At 51.6% G+C, this 16,645-nt stretch carries 21 protein-coding genes; 10 read left to right on the forward strand and 11 right to left on the reverse strand.

Annotated features, from left to right (window positions below):
* The 3 genes from ACR0L1_RS21735 to ACR0L1_RS21745 all read right to left on the reverse strand — a co-directional run.
* The coding region (locus ACR0L1_RS21735; protein WP_480860761.1) for a hypothetical protein at positions 1 to 196 on the reverse strand (196 nt) is incomplete at its 3' end.
* A 55-nt stretch (positions 197 to 251) separates the two neighbouring features.
* On the reverse strand, positions 252 to 671 hold the full coding sequence (locus tag ACR0L1_RS21740) for a hypothetical protein (RefSeq protein ID WP_170408625.1): 420 nt from the start codon (positions 669 to 671) through the stop codon (positions 252 to 254).
* A gap of 243 nt (positions 672 to 914) precedes the next feature.
* Positions 915 to 1,214 (reverse strand): hypothetical protein, encoded by a 300-nt coding sequence (locus ACR0L1_RS21745; protein ID WP_170418729.1) that lies wholly within the window; start codon positions 1,212 to 1,214, stop codon positions 915 to 917.
* A gap of 569 nt (positions 1,215 to 1,783) precedes the next feature.
* Between ACR0L1_RS21745 and ACR0L1_RS21750 the strand changes: the two genes are divergently transcribed.
* Together ACR0L1_RS21750 and ACR0L1_RS21755 are read left to right on the forward strand one after the other, a co-directional pair.
* Positions 1,784 to 2,299 carry a DUF805 domain-containing protein gene (locus ACR0L1_RS21750; RefSeq protein ID WP_480860763.1) on the forward strand — a complete coding sequence of 172 codons (516 nt, stop codon included), beginning with the start codon at positions 1,784 to 1,786 and terminating at the stop codon, positions 2,297 to 2,299.
* 73 nt (positions 2,300 to 2,372) lie between these two features.
* A complete protein-coding gene (locus ACR0L1_RS21755; RefSeq protein WP_480860764.1) occupies positions 2,373 to 3,143 on the forward strand; it encodes a hypothetical protein in 771 nt (256 codons plus the stop codon).
* A gap of 414 nt (positions 3,144 to 3,557) precedes the next feature.
* Here ACR0L1_RS21755 and ACR0L1_RS21760 read toward each other — a convergent pair whose 3' ends face one another.
* The 4 genes from ACR0L1_RS21760 to ACR0L1_RS21775 form a co-directional block, all read right to left on the reverse strand.
* A complete protein-coding gene (locus ACR0L1_RS21760) occupies positions 3,558 to 3,971 on the reverse strand; it encodes a transposase (RefSeq protein ID WP_480860766.1) in 414 nt (137 codons plus the stop codon).
* A 201-nt stretch (positions 3,972 to 4,172) separates the two neighbouring features.
* Entirely contained in the window at positions 4,173 to 5,912 is a 1,740-nt protein-coding gene (locus tag ACR0L1_RS21765; RefSeq protein WP_480860767.1) for an adenylate/guanylate cyclase domain-containing protein, read from the reverse strand.
* A 173-nt stretch (positions 5,913 to 6,085) separates the two neighbouring features.
* The gene (locus tag ACR0L1_RS21770; RefSeq protein WP_171126708.1) at positions 6,086 to 6,445 is read right to left on the reverse strand and encodes a group I truncated hemoglobin; all 360 of its coding nucleotides are present in this window, start codon (positions 6,443 to 6,445) and stop codon (positions 6,086 to 6,088) included.
* A gap of 233 nt (positions 6,446 to 6,678) precedes the next feature.
* Positions 6,679 to 7,602 carry a LysR family transcriptional regulator gene (locus ACR0L1_RS21775; RefSeq protein WP_480860769.1) on the reverse strand — a complete coding sequence of 308 codons (924 nt, stop codon included), beginning with the start codon at positions 7,600 to 7,602 and terminating at the stop codon, positions 6,679 to 6,681.
* A 101-nt stretch (positions 7,603 to 7,703) separates the two neighbouring features.
* Here ACR0L1_RS21775 and ACR0L1_RS21780 point away from each other — a divergent pair, with 101 nt between their 5' ends.
* From ACR0L1_RS21780 to ACR0L1_RS21790, 3 genes are read left to right on the forward strand one after another with little or no spacing between them, the layout of a single operon-like run.
* Positions 7,704 to 8,690 (forward strand): sterol desaturase family protein, encoded by a 987-nt coding sequence (locus tag ACR0L1_RS21780; protein WP_480860771.1) that lies wholly within the window; start codon positions 7,704 to 7,706, stop codon positions 8,688 to 8,690.
* A gap of 10 nt (positions 8,691 to 8,700) precedes the next feature.
* Entirely contained in the window at positions 8,701 to 9,105 is a 405-nt protein-coding gene (locus ACR0L1_RS21785; protein WP_480502714.1) for a hypothetical protein, read from the forward strand.
* Positions 9,075 to 9,470 (forward strand): 3-methyl-2-oxobutanoate hydroxymethyltransferase, encoded by a 396-nt coding sequence (locus ACR0L1_RS21790; protein ID WP_331252127.1) that lies wholly within the window; start codon positions 9,075 to 9,077, stop codon positions 9,468 to 9,470. Before ACR0L1_RS21785 ends, ACR0L1_RS21790 begins: the two co-directional genes overlap by 31 nt.
* Positions 9,471 to 9,645: 175 nt before the next feature.
* On the opposite strand, the gene ACR0L1_RS21795 is transcribed toward ACR0L1_RS21790, so the two are convergent.
* Together ACR0L1_RS21795 and ACR0L1_RS21800 are read right to left on the reverse strand one after the other, a co-directional pair.
* Positions 9,646 to 10,545: a hypothetical protein gene (locus ACR0L1_RS21795; RefSeq protein WP_480860773.1), complete on the reverse strand. Its 900-nt coding sequence runs from the start codon at positions 10,543 to 10,545 to the stop codon at positions 9,646 to 9,648.
* Positions 10,546 to 11,278: 733 nt separating this feature from the next.
* Positions 11,279 to 11,542 (reverse strand): DUF4242 domain-containing protein, encoded by a 264-nt coding sequence (locus ACR0L1_RS21800; protein WP_170773675.1) that lies wholly within the window; start codon positions 11,540 to 11,542, stop codon positions 11,279 to 11,281.
* Positions 11,543 to 11,705: 163 nt separating this feature from the next.
* On the opposite strand from ACR0L1_RS21800, the gene ACR0L1_RS21805 reads away from it, so the two are divergent.
* Positions 11,706 to 12,584 carry a LysR family transcriptional regulator gene (locus ACR0L1_RS21805; RefSeq protein ID WP_170773677.1) on the forward strand — a complete coding sequence of 293 codons (879 nt, stop codon included), beginning with the start codon at positions 11,706 to 11,708 and terminating at the stop codon, positions 12,582 to 12,584.
* 80 nt (positions 12,585 to 12,664) lie between these two features.
* Here the strand turns inward: ACR0L1_RS21805 and ACR0L1_RS21810 are convergent, their stop codons facing one another.
* Positions 12,665 to 13,237, reverse strand: a complete 573-nt coding sequence (locus tag ACR0L1_RS21810) for a carboxymuconolactone decarboxylase family protein (RefSeq protein WP_170773679.1) — start codon at positions 13,235 to 13,237, stop codon at positions 12,665 to 12,667.
* A 484-nt stretch (positions 13,238 to 13,721) separates the two neighbouring features.
* Positions 13,722 to 14,210, reverse strand: a complete 489-nt coding sequence (locus ACR0L1_RS21815) for a RidA family protein (RefSeq protein WP_170458402.1) — start codon at positions 14,208 to 14,210, stop codon at positions 13,722 to 13,724.
* Between the two features lie 398 nt (positions 14,211 to 14,608).
* Between ACR0L1_RS21815 and ACR0L1_RS21820 the strand changes: the two genes are divergently transcribed.
* The 4 genes from ACR0L1_RS21820 to ACR0L1_RS21835 are packed head-to-tail and all read left to right on the forward strand — an operon-like array spanning position 14,609 to position 16,622.
* Positions 14,609 to 14,704 carry a tryptophan-rich sensory protein gene (locus ACR0L1_RS21820; RefSeq protein ID WP_480860774.1) on the forward strand — a complete coding sequence of 32 codons (96 nt, stop codon included), beginning with the start codon at positions 14,609 to 14,611 and terminating at the stop codon, positions 14,702 to 14,704.
* An 11-nt stretch (positions 14,705 to 14,715) separates the two neighbouring features.
* Entirely contained in the window at positions 14,716 to 14,913 is a 198-nt protein-coding gene (locus ACR0L1_RS21825; protein WP_480860776.1) for a hypothetical protein, read from the forward strand.
* The gene (locus ACR0L1_RS21830) at positions 14,914 to 15,270 is read left to right on the forward strand and encodes a CIA30 family protein (RefSeq protein ID WP_480860777.1); all 357 of its coding nucleotides are present in this window, start codon (positions 14,914 to 14,916) and stop codon (positions 15,268 to 15,270) included.
* 56 nt (positions 15,271 to 15,326) lie between these two features.
* Positions 15,327 to 16,622 (forward strand): adenylate/guanylate cyclase domain-containing protein, encoded by a 1,296-nt coding sequence (locus ACR0L1_RS21835; protein WP_480860779.1) that lies wholly within the window; start codon positions 15,327 to 15,329, stop codon positions 16,620 to 16,622.
* Positions 16,623 to 16,645: the final 23 nt, after the last annotated feature.

The raw sequence follows: 16,645 nt of genomic DNA on the forward strand, positions 1-16,645 counted from the left end.
CACCTGCATCACGCAGCATGACGAGCGTACCAGCTTCCGAGAACTGAGAGCTTTCAATCGTTCCGGATTGACCGTCTGGTCCACCAACCTGTCGCAAATGATCGATACACGCGTCGTCTGCTTCAGACATTGCAAAAGAAGCCGTGCCTGCGATTGCGAACATCGGTGCGAGGAATTTGAGTACAGGGAATTTCATCAGATGGTCCCTTGCTGGCTGATCCTTAGAGTTTTGTTCCGTACAAAGCGGAACCTCACTTCGCGTCTCGTAACTTTGACAGAAATTCATCGCATGCCTGCGCGCTGCCGACGATCTCGTCCGTCGTTTCAATTCCTTGCAGTGACGCCATTTCGGAATTTACGCGGTTGAGGATCTGATCCGCTTGCTCGGCGGTGATAAGGTTCTCAGCTTGTGCTCCTTTCAATGTGGTGCAGACACCGGCGGACAAGCCTGTCGCAACGCCGACACCCACCGCGGCCCCGCCACCCAAGGTCATCGCCCCAACCACGCCGAGGACGAGCCCGATCACAATTCCCAAGATTACTTTTCCCATGTTTTCCTCCCTTTTGGTGAGAAAGAGTTCAGCCACCACTACTGGCGCAATCTGCGTGCCCATCTGCAAATCAAAACCAGCGCTAACAGGTTGAGCGCCGGAGCAATCGCCGCGAACCACGGCTTGGCGGACTCCGAAAATAAGTCCGCCACAAGTATCCAAGGTAGTCCCAACGGCAGCAGGAACACTCCGGACAAAGGGTCTCGTTCCTGTCCCAACCAGCCAAATGTGCCCGTCAAGAATGCAACCAACGCCAACAGGTACATGACCGCGAATACGATGATGGTGGTTCTACAAACCAAGTCGAGCCTCAGCAGATCAAGCCAGTGCTGCGCAGCCGTTTTCAGCTACGCAGCAGACAGGTCACAATGCGCCTTCGTCACCCAGGAACTCGATACCAGCTGTCGTGCCATCACTGTAAGCAATGCAGTTCCAAGGAGCGCGATCCTCGCCAACGCCGACTGTGACCTGTGTTCCCGCCTCGCTAAACGCGGATGAGAGCACCACGACTTGTGAATTGTTCGTTGTGCTGGCTACATCTCGCAAACACGCTTGCTGAGCCGGCGTGAGTTCGGCGGACGCGCTTGATGTACTCGTATCGTCGCAGGCCGCAAGCAGTGCGAAACATGTCGTGCCTGCAATCATCACCATCTTGTTAGACATTTTCTTCTCCCTCTGGTTCCCTTAAAATTTGTGAAATTGGATGCACTAGTTTGAAGCTCTCGCGTCTGGGCAGCCAATAGAACATACCTCGATCCTGTGACTGCCTTTCCTAAAACTTGCCGCGGGGGCTTGGTCGGTGGAACGATATTTCGTTGACTATCTGGGTCGCCAATAACGCGTGATGGCCGAATGACGTCGCTGGCAAGAGCTAGAGCGAGCTTCGGAGAGAGGGCGAGTTCGTTAAGTCTGGGCATCGCGTCCTCCCAAGGCTCAATCATTGTAAAGTGCCTTCCGACCGCCAGCACTCACTCTAGCAGTCGGAAGGGCCCGAGACATCGGGCAACAACGACAACAACGGAGGTAAAATGAAAGTTGTGTCGAATTCGCATGTTTGAATCTAATTTTTAATAAATCAACATTTTTTCCGCGCGTAAACTTCTTTACGCTCTCGTACGATAGGCCTTCGTCTTCAAATAAAAAAGGTTCGTGGGCGCATCCTTAGGGGCGCGTGAGTAATTCTGAGCGGCGAAGCGTTTTCGACGCAATGAAAGTCAAAAAGGGAGTGAAAAATGGGATTTGGTGAATCCGTTAAAACGTGTTTTTCGAAATACTTCCAGTTTTCCGGTCGGGCTTTACGCTCAGAATACTGGTGGTTCTTCTTGTTTGCGGTTCTCGTGAGTGCCGCTTTAGCAATGTTGGATTCGATCCTTTTTGGAACCAACCCCGCAACGGGCCAAGGCTCTCAGGTTCTGTCCTCCGTTTTTCAACTGGCCGTCATTATACCCATGCTCGCCGTCGGTTGGAGAAGGCTGCACGATACAGGGCGACCTGGCTGGTACTTGCTGTTGCCGATGGCGCTCAGCATTACAACGCTTTTTGTTTTGCTGGGTGGGGTGGCGTTCTTTTCGGTATTGGAGCAAGGGACCGAAAATCCCGATGCATTGCGAGGACCTGCGGCAGTTTTGGGTGTGACCGGTATCGTTGTTGTCTCAATCCTTCAGTTCGTTCTGTCCATTCTGATGATCTGGTGGCTGACACGACCTTCCCAAGAAGGCGCAAACGAATACGGCGAATCTGTTTCCTGACCTTGTTTTCCGGGAAACAAGCCGGGAACCCTGCTGGGTGAAAGTCCGAACCGCAACACCATGGAGAGTGAAAATGAGTTTCAAAACGATTTCTATTGGAGCGTTGATGATGGCAATGGCGACCACTGCATCGGCGGAGTGGTCGTTCAGTTCCGGGCCTAATCCCAATGCATTTATTCAAACCGGAAACATGACGCTGGAACTTCAGTGTGACCGTATCCGCTTTGCTCCGGCTGGATACGAGGACAGCCAGGACATTGTGCAGAAGCAAGGGCTTTCCATTCGGTTTTTTAAGAGCGGCACCACCGAAGTTGGGGCTTTTCAGGTTGGCGCAGAAAACGCTGCTTTGCAGATCGTCGACAACTATCCCGTCGAGGCCAGTTTCAACAGTCAGCAGGATTATGATTTTGTACAGGACCAGCTTGCAGCAAATGCATCGGTTAATCTGTCCATGATTGATCAAGACGTCAGCTATGGAATCTTTGACTTGAAGGGTTCCAGCGCGGCAATTCGATCCCTTCGTTCTGCGTGCAACTCGAATGTTAGCCAGGAGGCCTCCTACGAAGCACCCGAAGGCATCGTCTATTGTGGTGGCGGAGCGATAAAACGCGTGATCGAACCCGTAATTTTGGACAACCCGGACGGAGAGTGGGACGCGCGAGTAACGGTTAACGGCGAGACGATCAGAGCCATGACGGCCTACAGTTACTTCGGAAACTCTGAGCCGCCGGCCGGATTTGTCGTTGCCCTGCTTGGGGAAGACAGGTCCGAGTTTTTGATTTTTAGCGAAGGCTCGGCAAACTGGCTGGAGTACGGGGACTATAGGTATGATCAGTGCAATTGATACCGCCTTCCAACCGGCTTCCCAATTGGCAAGCTACTTGAAACGTTTGGTATCTGCGATCCTGCTTGGTTCGGGCCTGGTTTGGACCTCACCAGTTGTCGCGGCTGACGTTTCGCAACTTCCAACCGGTTTACGAGCAAAGGTTGATCTGGCGGCACAGGCTTGCGCGGAGTTCAACGACGGTCAGTTTGATTTAGATTGGGGTGCGGTCGAGAGAGTGGATCTCGACGGGGATCTACAACGCGACTGGGTTCTGAACGAATCTGGTTTTGCGTGTTCGAGCGCCGCATCTCTTTACTGCGGAACTGGCGGATGCATGTCACACTTCTTGATTGAAGAGGAGGTTCAATCCTTGCTCAACCAGGGCTGGACGGTTGTTGATTTTGGGCGTCAACGCGTTGTTGTTGCGGATATTCATGGATCCAATTGCGACGGAATAAACCCGACGCCTTGCGTCACCGCCAGTGTTTGGGATGCGGAAGCTAAGACGTGGCGTTCATCGGCTGGCGATTGGGAATAAGTTGCATTTGCGAATTGCAGATAAGCCCTCGGTTTTAGGTAGTTCAGACTTTCTTTGAGGATCAGCTTGTCCAGTTCCAGTTCGGCCACGATCTTCTTCAGCCGGGCATTTTCTTTCTCCAGGCTGCGCAAATCCGACGGTTGCGACTTGCCCATGCCACCGAACCGACGCCGCCAATTGTAGTAGGTCGCATCGCTGACACCGACACCACGACAGGCTGTTCGAACATCGTCGCCATCTGCCAGCTTAAGTTTAATCTCACGCAGCAGCCTCAGAATGTCTTCGTCTGAGTATCGCTTCCGAGCCATCCCTTGTTCCCCCTTCTCGGCCAAAGTAGTGGCCCAATTTTAGGGGGCAAAGACAGTTTCTACTGTCAGCGGATGTTCGACATAATCGGGGCGACGACTTAGTTGCGGGCAAAGTGGTCGTTAGACTCCGGCGATCCATGGCCTTTTCTTGCAAAGAGAATTCGCATCAATCCTCAATTTTTACGTTAGCAAATTGTGTGCTCAACCAGCGAGGCGAAGTGAGGTTGTCGCCATAGCGCTCCTCAATTCGGCTTTCAATCTCTTAGATATCTCGCGATCTTTGAAGTATTCAGTTTGAATAAATGTAGAAGGTCTAAAGTTCGGATCGTGAAGCAACAAATCGCGAACTGCTCGTTCAAGCTTATGGTCATTATTCAGGTGAGTTGCGGCCGCAGTCCGATAAGCTGCCGCCCGCCGGGTGAGCCTCGCAAATTCATCCACGGTGTTAAAACAGGCCTCAAAATCATGCATGACGTAGTAGGCAATTGCCTCTAGTTCGCGGCAATATTCGGGCAAAAAGGGATCAAGCATCTTTGCACGCTTTTGATACTCAAGAGCAGCCTTTCCATCTCCGAGAAAGTTATGGAGTTCACCGGTTCGTCCAACAATGAACGCGTGATTTGGGTTTAACTCCAGAGCGCGATTGAAGTGGAACTTAGCCCGTTCAAAGTCACGAACATAGAGCGCCAAAGAACCGGCAATTCGATGGCTTTCAGCGTCCGTTTCATCCAGCTCGACAGCTAGGTTCCCTGCTTCGACCAACTCATCCCATACATCTTCACCGGTCCATTCTGCTACTGTAGCGACAGCGCACGCCCTCCACGCATGAACTCGACCATATCCTGGATCTCGTTTCAGCGCTTCGTCAAACCAATGAACCGCTTCCTCTGCATTCTCCTTTGTGACTCCACCAATCCGGTGATAATACAAACCGCGGATTAAACATTCATAGGCTTCCAGGTCACCCGGACGTTTTCGCTGTGCCGTGGCTTCCAATTGCCGTTCGATCTGGCCAGCCACACTCGCGACGATTTTGGCAACAAGGTCATCCTGAAAATCGAAAAGATCCTCTAGATTGCAATCCGCCCGCTCTGTCCAAAGCTGTTCGCCTGACACTGCATCCGTCAGATACGCGTTGATCCGAATGCGATTTCCCAGCTTGCGAACCCCGCCTTCAAGACAGAAACGCACGCCGAGTTTTTGTCCAAGTTCACGAGCGTCCGCCGCAACCCCTTTTAACCCAAAACTAGTATTCCTGGAGATCGTGAGAATGTCAGGGAACCGGGACAGTTCTGTGATGATGTCTTCCGTCAGGCCATCGGAAAAATACTCCTGCTCGGGATCATTGCTCATGTTCTTGAAGGGAAGCACAACAATTGAGTTGGTGGACTTTTGCAGTTCCGCCACGTAGGGAAGGCTACTGTCCTCGATAAGCGCAGTTCCGCAGCTGTGCGTGCCAAGCTCGCCTGCAACAGCGTAGACCGTAACTGGTTCGGAAATGTTCTTGAGCTTTCGGGTGCCCTTGTTCTCAAACTTGAGCTGGGCCGACCGCTTGGCGTGATCAAACACAGCATTACTTACGAGGACCATACCCGGCTCAGCTTCAGACTCAATACGACTTGCTACATTCACCCCATCGCCAAGCAAATCGTCGCCATCTACTACGACATCGGCAAGATGGACCCCAATCCTGATTTCTAGTCCTATCTCTCGCTTGGTTACTGGAGCAGCGAGTTGAAGTTGTAAGTTATAAGCACAGCGAACTGCCGCCACCGGGCTAGAAAACTCCAAAAGAAAACCATCGCCCGCGCGGTTAAAGACCCGCCCATTGTGCGTGGACGCAACAGTTCCGATTAACTCGCTTAACAGACTAACACGATTTATCGTGTCGATTTCATCTTCACGCATCCGAGTGGAATAACCGACAACATCAGCGGCCAAGATCGTAGACAATCTCCTATTCATATTGGAGGTTCCTTTTGCGCATAAATTTTAAGCCCAAATGCACGATTGACCCATAGTAAGCCATTTGACTTCAAGAGTCTGCAAGTCGGACAAGCAAGCTTTGATTTAAAGATTTGAATATTGCCGACTCTACCCGGTTGTGGCGAAATTCAGATACCTACAACTTGGTCCTTGAGGCTATATAGAATGTACAAAACCTCTTCTTGCTCCCTTTGGTCGACGTCGTTGGCCTTTAGGGCGTTCATGGCGTCGTCCAGAACTGCGACAAACTCATCTCCGCTGATGTTCATGTGCCGATGCGCAGCAACCATATCCTTGCCCGTATAGATCTCAGGCCCGCCAGAACCAGTTACGAAGAAGTCTGCTGCCATTTGCTTGAGGTGCTCCATATCAGTTCCCGCAAATCGAGCAGAGACAACTGGGTTTTTGGAGTGATTGTCCACCAGCGTGTTGACTATTCGCCGAATACCATCCGTTCCTCCCAGACGTTCATATAGCGTCTTTGACATGGTGCCCCCCGTGTCTGGCTCACCTCAAACCTAGATCTCTTGTGAATGCTAGCATGCCGCACTGATTGGCACCAAATCTATAGCATTCAGGCGATGTCTATGATCGTAAACCATCACAAAGTGTGATGTCTGCTTAGGGCTCGAGGCAGACGTTCGCAAATTCGCGATGCATGTCCGCTTTGCGGACACTACGTCATTTCGCTGCTTGCGCCCCAATGGTCGCCTGTCTAGGACTAGCTCAAGACAACGCATTGTGTTGACCCGGATTCAGAGAAGTAATCTCGGCAAGCTTGAGCGAATTCTTGAACGATTCGTCTTGGACGCGCACTGTCGTAGCCGAGGGCCAGCGTTAGTGGCGGCAAAGTATCTGAAATCGGGCGCGCGACGACAGGCGCACCAACATACGTCTCGGACGTTAAAGGCAGCATATTTAGGATTGCGCATCCCCTCCCCGCTGCCACAAGACTGCGTACCATTTCGGTCGAGTTCGCGTAGGCCGCGATTGGCACTTGCCTTGTGCGGGATTGAAACAGACCTTTGTAATAGGAAGCGGCCAAGGGGCGGTTCAGCACAACCAAAGGTTCCTTTGAAATCTGAGCCATCGTGACTGCATCTTGGTCTGCCAATGGATGGGACTGTGGCAGCAAGCAGTACGGCGGTGCTGTGATGACGGGGGTAAATTCGATGGAGGGCCTTACACCCTCTGCGACAAACAAAATGGCATCGTATGTCCCATAGAGCAGCCCGTCCTGTACTTCATCATTGTTACATTCTTGCAATTCGAGCGTGACACCTGTGCGGTGAGACAAGAACGTATCAAAAATCTGCGGTAGAAACGCTGGGGCGATGGGAGCATAGTAGCCTACCCTAAGCGTTCCACTATGCGATTGCTTCAACTCCGCGCCCTCAATCAGAAGTGACCGGTAGTCTTCCAACAAATGCTCGCATTTCCGCGCCACGTCGCGTCCCGCTGCGTTCGGCTGAATACCACGCGCGCGTTGGCGGATCACAAGTGTCAGATCAAATTCTGCCTCGACCTGATCAATCGCGCTGGATACTGCAGAGGCAGCAATGTTCAGTTCCGCCGCCGCTTTGGCAATGTTGCCATGACGCAGCGCGGTTGTGAAATATTCCATGGCCTTAAGGGTTAGCGGCATCTTTATCTCTGAATTTATGATGATGTTTGTCTTTTAATACTATTTTTCCGGTGAAACAAATCATGCCAACGTAAATGCGCTGCTTTTCTAGGAGACCATTGATGTCTGGCGCACCACTCAAAGGCTGGAACCACACGCCAAATGTCCCGCTGCAAGTGTCGCCATTCTTTAGCTGGCCCCCGCGCCCAATGGCGATGGTCGCATGGTTCTGGAACTCTTGGTTCTTCCTCACCGAACGATTAATCGTCGTCGCGATTGCCTGCATTTCGTTCTATTGGTTCCACCCCCCCTTAGCCGAAACGCAAACGCTGGCGTTCGGTTGGATTGCCGAGATGTTCATCCGTAACGTCGCATTGATGACACTCGTCGCCGGAGGGCTTCACCTCTATTTCTATACCTTCACCAAACAGGGCCAGGAGTTGAAATACGACCCGCGTCCCCTGATGAAAAACGGGCGACAGTTCACGCTGGGCGGGCAAATCCGCGACAACATGTTCTGGACCATCGCCAGTGGCGTCACAGTTTGGACGTTCTATGAGGTGCTGATGTTCTGGGCGATGGCCAACGGTTATGCACCGATGCTGACATGGGCAGCGAACCCCATCTGGTTCATCGCTCTATTTCTGCTGATCCCCGTTTGGGAAAGTTTCTATTTCTATTGGATTCACCGCTTCCTGCACATCCCGTTCTTCTACAAACACGTGCATGCACTGCACCATCGCAACATCAACGTAGGGCCTTGGTCGGGCATGGCGATGCATCCGGTAGAACATTTGATCTTTCTTGGGTCGGTGCTGATCCATTTTATTGTTACGGCACACCCGCTGCACATTCTGTTCCACCTGCAATATTACGCGCTGACGGCTGCGACGACGCATACGGGCTTTGAAGGCATGATGATCAAGGACAAGAACCGCTTGAAGTTGGGAACATTCCATCACCAGATGCACCATCGTTATTTTGAGTGTAACTATGGCTCGCTCGAATTGCCTTGGGACAAGTGGTTCGGTTCATTCCATGATGGCACCGTAGAATCTGACGCGAAAATCCGCGAGCGGCGCAAGAAATTTACCAACGGGGCCAAATGAATTGGGTGGCATGACAGTCAAGGACTTGCTGGAGGCCAAAGGCAAACGCACAATCAACTACGTGCAGGTCGCCCGCGAAAAAGAAGCGATTGCGGCGCGCGAAGCGGGTATAGACATGATCGGCTCAGCCTTTGTACCAGAGCAGGGCCATTCTGCTAAAGCTGTGCCCGACACGCATTTCCAGTTTGGCCTACCATGGGGCATACCCGCAGACGTAACAGAGGCGTTGCGCGATGCCATGGCCGCAATGATGGCAGGCGCTCAATCTGTCTATTGCGGCTACAACCCATGGGTCGTGGAGGCGCTTGCCCATCACGGTGTTCCTGCCATTTGCAACGTGGGTCTTGCCCGCCCAAGGCAGCTTGGACGGGCGGGTTCAAGGCGGTGGGCAAGACGCTGGAACAAGCCAAGATGATCCGGACGCAAGTTCAGGAGTTCGAGAACGCCGGTGCGTTCGCCGTAGAGATGGAGGTCGTGGCCGCAGGTCTTGCAATCGAGATCACCAAACGCACATCTATGCCGACGGTCTCGCTGCGGTCAGGCGGTGGATGCGACGCGCAATATCTGTTCTCGGCTAATTTGTTGGGCGAAAACCGCGGCTATATCCCGCGCCATGCCAAAACCTACCGTAGCTTCGCCGGAGAGCGGGACAGGCTACAAGATGAACGTGTCGCCGCCTACCGTGAAAAATTCGCGGACGTCACGAACGGAGGGTTTCCTAATGCAAACCAAATCGTGAACATCGACGAAGATACACTCGCGAAAGTCTGGGAGACGTAAACTCGAATCTTTAAAAGTGGCCAATCATTTGCCGCGCGACATTTTTTTGGTTTGGGCTCGGAGCAGTCGTTCGCTAAGCAGCGCATCAATGACCGCCGTGCGGACAAAGCAGAAGTATGAACTCAGCCGCGAAAAAACCTCCGCACACATCTGGCAAACAGGCTCAATGCCGCGATTAGAACCTGACCCTAAACGCCAGCCCAACCAACGGCGCAGTGTCATAGCTTTGCCGACTGATTTCTACTCCATTCGCATCATCTAACGTTAGGCGGCCATCAAATTCTGCTCCCGCAAATACGCTCAATGAAACTCCAGGATTCGGATTGTACCCAAGAGAAAGAACCACAGGAATACTCTTATCTTCACCCACCCCATCCGGGGCGGGGCCATCCCCATCCAGCCTGAAACGGATCCTCTCTGAGCGTGCGGTCAACGAAAGGTCGATAGCCTCATTTAGAGCATAGCTCAGCGACAAACCGGGACCTTGCGTTGCTCCGACACCAGAGCCGGTGTTCAATTTCCAGCGGTCATTTATGTCCCAGTCGATAAGCAGAGCCGGAAAAAAATCAGTACCGCTTTCGTCAAATTCAGAAAACGCACCAAAGGCTGGGCCTATCGTTAGGCGCTCGTTCAGTTGCCATGCAATACCTGCAAAAACACCGTAGGTTCTACCGTCAGATGAGGAGGCCCCGCTTTGGTAGTCCCACCTGATCTGTGGCGATACAAAAACCGTTGTTGTATCCCCCACACGAAACCGAACAGGAACAGCTACGCGAAGGTCACGTATGTTTTCCCATGGCTGGTTGTTCGATTGGCTGAATTTATAGTCCAGCTTGCCAAAACTGGTGGAAAGCCCAACGGAGCTTCCGCCTTCTAGATTGTAAAGTGCGGTGGCACGTAGAAACGCTCGACTTGCAGAGAACTTGCCGCCGTCACTCAAATCCGCATCCCTTTGAAACGCGGCAAGCCCATCAACCTGATACGCCCAGCCTAACCGAGGCTGGGCAGCCGACGGAAGCGAGGTGAACCCAAGAAAAACAAATCCAAAGCAGCACGTTAGAAGAAGATTTTTCATCTGACATTTTCCACGTGAGACTGGTTACGTATTGAATTGTCATTCCTGGTCGAACAGATCAAGTCCTTTAGAGTCTGCTAAGTGGACGAAGCCGCCGTTAACACCGTCATCAGCAGGTGTTGCCTAACAAGCGATATCCAAGCCACCTCGCAAACCTTCAGCGCGTTGTTCAGCAGTGTAATTTCGCGTTCGTCTAGTTCGGTTCTACTGGCGGTCTGAATGAAGGGGCGCAGGACTTCTTTGCCATTTCACTCTCGTAAAATTAAAAATGAATAATGAAGTACTTGCTCCAAACCCCAACTGCCAGGGCAATCCTCATAGCACTCTTTGTAATTATTGTTGTGAGGGTGTGCAGCTATGACAGCTATCAAGGGGCTGGATATCAAAGGCCTGATCAAGAGTATTGGGATGGCGAGGGCAGGCCTTAGCCCGAGTTCCCTTCTGTACTGCAGCGTCCAATGCAAACAGTCGCGCAGGTTGACCAAGTGATCCATCCGGCAGTCTGTGGTCGCATTGTGTAAGCAGAACTCCAGGGAGTCTGAGCTAGTCTTTCGAAGAAGCTAAAACGAGATGAGTTCTAGTCTGCATTGGAGATGATGCTGCGCTTCCGCAAAACTCGGTGTACCAAGTATCTGCGGGACGAACCTGCACCTCCCTGCCGAGCTGCTCAACCATTGCCAAGGGCCCATGAGCATATACTCAGGGCCCAAAAAGCAATCAATATTACAAGCCGTTACGGAGTAAGGTCCATTGCGGCTACGACCTTTTCGTAAGGAAGCCCAGCGGTATCGTTCAATCGACGAACTTGATCGGCGCTTTCACCATCAAACAAGCACATGCAGCGCCCGTCTTCGGGAGCAAATGTTGAACGAACGTAGCTGATCTTGTCTCCATCTGCCGTCATTTTTTGCGCAGTTGCTATCGCGGCTTTTTGAGCAGCGCCCAAGTCATCTATGCTGATACCCTTAAGGTTTCTTTCGACCATAAAAACAGACATTTCGCTCCCTTTCCGAATAGTCAAAACTAGTGCGTCTATTGCATCACGGAGCGGTGGCTCGGGGAACTATCAATACCTTATGACTTAATAACTCCAGGTTTGGATAAAACGGTGTATCCTGCGTCATGATTGTTATTAGCTTTCAGTGACGAGGTGCCCCAACATGGAGATGTCTCAGATTAGATATGTCTTATCTGCCGCAAAGCATCTGAATTTCACCAAAGCTGCTGCAGAATGCAATGTGAGCCAACCAGCGCTTACCAAGGGCGTCAAGTCACTAGAAACCGAACTGGGCGCACAGGTTTTCCATCGGGAAGGTAGGAAAATACTGGTTAGCGACTTTGGGAAGTCTATGCTGCCGCATCTACAGCACATCGTCGACGAAGCAGCAGCTACACAAGCGCTGGCTCAGAATTTTCGTTTGCTGGAAAAAGTACCGCTGCGCTTGGGTGTCCTATCAACAATTGGGCACGTTCGCCTTGCTCGCTTTTTAGCTCAATTCGAGAAAAACCACAGCGGATTGGAGTTGTCTGTCAACGAAGCAAGCGTGTCGGACCTAAAGAAAAAACTTGCCGATGGCGATATCGATGTTGCTTTAATGACCCTGACTGAAGAGCTTGAAGAGGAGTTCAGGACTAGACCACTCTACGACGAAAGATATGTGGTTGTTTTCCCGCCGGAACACCGCCTTGGACAACTCAACTCAGTTTCGCTCCAAGACTTATCACAAGAAAACTACGTTGACCGCTTGGCCTGTGAGTTGCGCGAGATGGTAATGTCGGTTTGTCAGTCAAAAGGCGTTGAGCTGTACGCTCGCTTCAGGTCTGAGCGAGAAGATTGGGTACAAGCAATGGTTGCTGCGGGCATTGGTTTTGCCTTTATGCCTGAGTACTCGGTTACTCTACCGGGCTTGATGCAGCGCCCGCTTGTTGAGCCAGAAGTTTCAAGAACTATCGCGGCCTTTACAGTTCCCGGCCGAAAACATTCGCCTGCACTTGATGCACTTATGAGGTCATCGCAGACTTTTGCATGGCCGGGATAAGTAACGTCAGCTTTGGGCTCGGTGCACACACTATGTCACTTCCGTTCAATCTCTGCTCTGCGGTCTGGCACAACTACAAATCAAGAGATATCGAGGCCGTTCTCCCGTCCGAAATCAGTGTAGAAGGTTTCGCTGCGGCATCGTTCCAAAGTGGCCTCATCGGCTTGTCTTGGATCGTTGCCAGGGCTTTGGACACCTGTTCCTTCTATAAATCGGTTCACCAGATTGAACACGCCGCAAACTTGGATGGCATCAAACAATGCACTCTCCGACCAGCCTGCGTCATACACCGCTTTTGCGTCTGATTCAGTCATTTGCGATGGCGAGACAGTGAGCTTTTCGACATATGCCAATAAAGGTTTAAGCTGATCCTCGACTGGTGCCGTATCGCGGTCCTCCATCAGCGACTCAATTGTCTCGACCTCAATACCGTATGCCTTGGCAAAAACGATGTGCGCCCCATGGCAATACGCGCAAGCATTCAAGCCCGAGACATAGGCTGCGATTAATTCACGTTCGGCGACCGACAGATCGCTCTTTCCCCTCATAACCAGGCTTTCGTACGCACAAAGTGGAGAAAGCTTATCGGGAAAAGCTTGATAGACACTACCAAGTGTTGCGTTGTCCGGCAAAGACGGGAACAGGCGTTTCATTGAATTCTCTCCCAATATTTTTGGGTAAACCTGGTCTCAATGTGACGATGCCAAGTTGCTTACGCAAACTCAAAGCGATTTTTGGATCCCACGTGATAGTTTTCTGCACACACTGCAAACGGCGGGTTCGCTTGGCTGCAACGCAGCATTTTCGACACTTGTTGAAAGGCAGCTTTGGGCTCAGCGCTGCCATTTTCTGCGATGAGCATGATCGACCGCTCGCAGCCCAAAGCGGACATCGAAATTGCTCAAACTAACGGTCTCTCACCAGTGAACAGCCTGGTCCAATATAGATCACCGAATTCCACATCTCTTCTGTAACTTTGTAGTTGCCGGTTCCTCTTTCTTGGTCGTCTGTTGGGCTGAGTCCTGCTGAGGCGGATCTGGCTCACCCGAATGCCTTCTTTCATACAGTACTTCTGCCCGGCGCAGCGACATTCCTACTCCTCTTTGACCAGTACGTCGTTCCGGATTCACGTGTATTCTAGACCGTTGAGACAATAACCTCTGCTTCGATTTCAATTGGGAAGTTGATTGGTAGACCTGCCACCCCGACCGCCGTACGTGAATGGCGGCCAATCTCTTCTCCAAAGACGTCAATGATCAAATCCGTGAAACCGTTGAGAACCGCAGGCGTATCGCTGAAGCCAGATTTGCAATTGATCATCCCATGAACTCGGCACCACCCCGTTATTCGGTTTAGACTGCCAAGTTCGCGCTTTAGACTGCCGAGAATAGAAAGCCCGACTTTGCGTGCTGAGGCGTAGCCCTCTTCCACAGACACATTTTCTCCGACTGCTCCAAATGGCCCGGCTGGAGTGCCGTCTGTTTCTTGTGGTCCATGACCAGATACGAACGCCCGGTCGCCCCGAACGTTAATCCACGGAAATGGCAACACCATACCAACAGGCAATTTTAGCGGCGCAGGTAAAATGATGTTGTGGTCTACCAATCGCTGTTCAGCGTCGATCATGGTACTCTCCCTCGCAGGACTTGCATGGATCTTACCATAAACCATGCCCAAAGCTGGCCTCGACCACCAAACTTTGCAAAGTCCGCTTTGTCCGCATCTGAGACATCGGACGAAACCGCGGCGAATGGCCGTTGTTGGTATGCGCAAATGCTGTGCAATATTATAGGCGAAGACACCCAAATTTTCTGAATAAAATCAATGATAGTAATGCAGCCTTTTGCGCGTCCCTACAGGATGTGTAGATGACAGCATCGGGCAATGCGAAATCATCGTAACCGGGTCGGAGATCGAAGGCGCCATGGTGTCATATACCGATGCGGATGAGACCAGTACTGCGACCTTCTCTTCGGGCTCGCTTGTCAACGTGATGACCAAGGACTGCTGAAAGCTATCCTACAATGTCGAATTGCTTGATCCGCATAGCATTCCTGCCGTACTTGGCATGGGTCTCATTTGCCACGGCGCTGAACCTTTCCATTGCGATACTGAACTGAGCGGGAACAATATGCGTGCCAACTTAATTGGGCTTGTTTCAGGTTTTGTTATCATCGGATCCACGTTGGCTCAGGCTGATGCAAAACTGACTGAAGACTTCTCCAAGTCTCCGGAGATGCGTTGGGACTACGTTGCCGACACCGTCATGGGAGGAGTTTCTTCAGGGCAGGAGCGGTTTCGTTCGGAAGGTAATATTGCATTCGCGTAGTTGACCGGAACCGTCAGTACTGAAAACAACGGCGGCTTTATTCAGTTCCGACGCAAGTTGCCTGTTCGGCCAGATACAGGTGTATCAGGTGTCAGTCTATTGTTCCGGTGCAACGGCGAACAATACTTCGTCTACCTCAGGACAAGTGGCACCGTGCTTCCATGGCAATACTGTCAGGCCGAGTTCGCAACTTTTGATGAATGGACCGAAGTTTGTTTTCCTCTGTCAGGCTTCAAGGCTTCAGGCGCCAAGTTACGCGCTATTCCCGTTGCGGATGCAATCACCCCAGTTGGAGTTGTTGCCTTCGGGCGCGATTACGTGGCCCGCGTAGATGTCAGCGAGATTGGTTTCTACTGAAGGACTGGTTCCTAATTTTACCTCTGTTGCCAGCCAATGTGAAACTGGAGGTCGCCTTGTCTGAGGGTGATGATTTCGCAAAAAACCTCGACCGCCAATTAGGGGCTGGCGGTTTTGACGTAACAACATTTCAAACGTACTCTGGCAGTAGCCAATCGCAAACGAGGACCATGTCTGATCCCGAGAACAGGAGTGACTCCGCCGCGGAACATTCGTCGCGTGCTGTAACCGATGGTATCGGCACGGCAACGGAGGAATTCAGAATTTCGATGCCAATAGGGATCGGAGCAGTTTTGGCTGCACTTGCCTCTTTGGCCACATGCTATTCTGGGATTCTGTTGACTTATTTGGTTGGCTATGAAGCGCTTTCTATAAACCCTCATGCGCAAGCCGTGCTCATGTGGGTGTTTGCTGTGTTGGCGGTTAGTTTCTTGTGGAGAGACCGGAAGCGGCATGCCAAAGAGCTTCCACTTGTCCTCGGTGGAATTGCCGCCGCTATCCTGATTATCACGCTGTATTTCGGCTATGACGAACGCGTAGAAGCGCTCGCCTATGTGCTTTTGGTGATTGCGGCTTTGCTAAACCAGAACTTCATTCTCGATGCGTTAAACCACACGGTTCGCAACCAGACGCATGAAATAGAGGCTTTGAACGAAAGGCTGACAGAGAAGGTGAAGCGCCAGGAAGGCGAGATTGACAGGCTAGGGCGACTCAAACAATTCCTTGCTCCGCAGGTGGCGGAGCTTGTCGTAGAAGAAAACTCTGACGAGCTTCTTAAGACCCATCGTCAATACATCTCCTGCTTATTCTGCGACATCCGGAATTTCACCGCCATTTCCGAGGCGATTGAACCGGAAGAAGCCATTACTCTTCTCCAGCAATTCCACGACGAGGTTGGTCAACTAGTTGCCCAACACAAGGGAACAATTGGATACCGAGCTGGAGACGGACTAATGGTCTTTTTCAATGATCCGGTTCCATGCGATCAACCCGTCCTGCAAGCCGTACGGTTGGCTAAAGCAATAAGCGAAGCCTTTGAAGGAATTCGAGCACCTTGGCAAAAACTGGGGCATGCAATGGGTCTGGGTATCGGAATCAGCAGCGGATACGCGACCCTAGGGCTTGTCGGGTTTCATGGTCGTGCCGACTACACCGCTATCGGCGGCGTGGTGATCACCGCATCGAGGCTTTGCGATTTTGCCATCGACGGGCAGATCCTTTTGAACCAACGCGCGTATTTGGACATAGAAGAGTATGTAGAGACAGAAGAACTGGGAGAAAGAAAGATGAAGGGCATCGGCAAAGCCGTGCAGGTTTTTCGTGTCCTGAGTCTATCTGATCAGCGTAAGTGATGCGGTTTGCTTTTAGGAGTTCA

This window comes from Ruegeria sp. J8 (assembly GCF_056531925.1).